The 1,870-nt window shown below is 60.7% G+C and carries 1 protein-coding gene; it reads left to right on the forward strand.

Translation table 11 applies throughout. The features are described from left to right. Positions 1-177: 177 nt before the first annotated feature. On the forward strand, positions 178-1,809 hold the full coding sequence (locus ACW9JE_RS30535) for a Na+/H+ antiporter (RefSeq protein WP_457434882.1): 1,632 nt from the start codon (positions 178-180) through the stop codon (positions 1,807-1,809). Positions 1,810-1,870: the final 61 nt, after the last annotated feature.

The following is a 1,870-nucleotide window of genomic DNA, read 5'->3' on the forward strand; positions in this document are numbered from 1 at the left end:
GCGGTGGATCAGTGAAATGGCTGTTGACTGACACACCGCTTTCGCGAGCAAGCCCGCTCCCACAGTGATTGTGGTGTTTCAGGGTTGCCGTGTGCGACATAGGTGCAAGGGTCTTGCGCAGTCTATGCGTCTAATATGGCACTTCAACGCTGTCGATCGTCCGGGGAACTCCGCTTTATGCAAACCGCTTACACCGTCCTGATCCTGTTGATGCTGGTGGGCGTTTCGCGCCTGATCGGACGGGTGGTGCCGCTGCCGTTGCCGCTGGTACAAATCGCCGCAGGCGCCTTGCTCGCCTGGCCGACGCTGGGGCTGCATGTGGCGCTGGACCCTGAATTGTTTCTATTTCTGTTTCTGCCGCCGCTGCTGTTTTCCGATGGCTGGCGCATGCCCAAGCGCGAGTTCTGGCGCCTGCGCGGGCCGATCCTGACGCTGGCGGTGGGGTTGGTGCTGTTTACCGTGGTCGGCGCCGGCTACTTCATTCACTGGTTGTTGCCGAGCATTCCGCTGCCGGTGGCCTTTGCCCTGGCGGCGGTGTTGTCGCCAACCGACGCCGTGGCGGTATCAGCGATCGCCCAGAACCGCCTGCCCATGCCCCTGATGCACATGTTGCAGGGCGAGGCCCTGATGAACGATGCCTCGGGTCTGGTGACCTTCAAGTTCGCGCTGGTGGCGGCGGTGACCGGCGTGTTCTCCCTGACCAATGCCAGCATGACTTTTGTGTTGGTGGCCGTCGGCGGGCTGGCCATCGGTGTGGCCCTGAGCTGGCTTGTCGGGCGTTTGCGTTTCTGGATGATCGCCCGGGGTTGGGACGATCCGGCCACCCACGTGGTATTCATGTTGCTATTGCCGTTTGCCGCTTACGTGCTGGCAGAGCGCGTGGGCGCATCGGGCATTCTCTCAGCGGTGGCGGCGGGGATGATGCAGAGCTGGCTCGACCTGCTGCCGCGCCAGACCAATACCCGTCTGCTCAATCGCAGCGTCTGGTCATTGCTCGAATTTGCCTTCAATGGCCTGATCTTTCTCCTCCTCGGTTTGCAACTACCCGACATCATTAAAGCGGTAGCCAGCCACGAAGATTCACTGTGGCCGACACTGCTGTATCGCGGCTTCGACGTGCTGGCGATCTTTCTGGTGTTGCTGGTGTTGCGGTTTGTCTGGGTACAAAGCACCTGGCGCCTGTCCATTTTTGTGCGGCGCTGGCGTGGAAAGGAAGACATCACCCAGGTGCCGAACGCGCGTTCCTGCTGGCTGCTGACCGTCGGCGGCGTGCGCGGTGCGGTGACTTTGGCGGGTGTGATGTCGGTGCCGATGCTGATGGGCGCCAGTGCCTTTCCCGAACGTGATCTGCTGATCTTTATCGCTGCCGGGGTGATTCTGCTGTCGTTGATCGCGGCCTGCATCGTCTTACCGTTGCTGCTGCGCGGTATCGAGACAAGTCCCGACGATAAGCGTCGCAACGAAGTTCGAGATGCCTGGCGCAAGACGGCGGAAGCGGCGATTCATGCCTTGGAGACTGAGGATATCAATCCGCAGGATGCGGCTCAGGCAGCGTTGGCGGCTGAACTCAAGGCACAGATCATGTCCGAGTACCGGCATCAGCTGGACGTGTTCAACGACTCCGCCGAAGCCCAGGCCTTGGCGTTTCAGATGGATCTGCTGGAACGGCGACTGCGGTTGAAGGCGCTACGGGCGCAGCGTCTGGAGTTGTACAGCCTTAGCCGGCATCACCAGATTGGTGATGATGTGTTGCGAGAGGTGTTGGGGGAGCTGGATTTGAGCGAGGCGAAGCTGGGACAGGTGAAATAACACGTCCCCCTAATGAAATGGCTACCCCCGCACCCCCTGTAATCGCTCGCTAAGCTTTCAC

Source organism: Pseudomonas sp. SDO55104_S430, assembly GCF_054070595.1.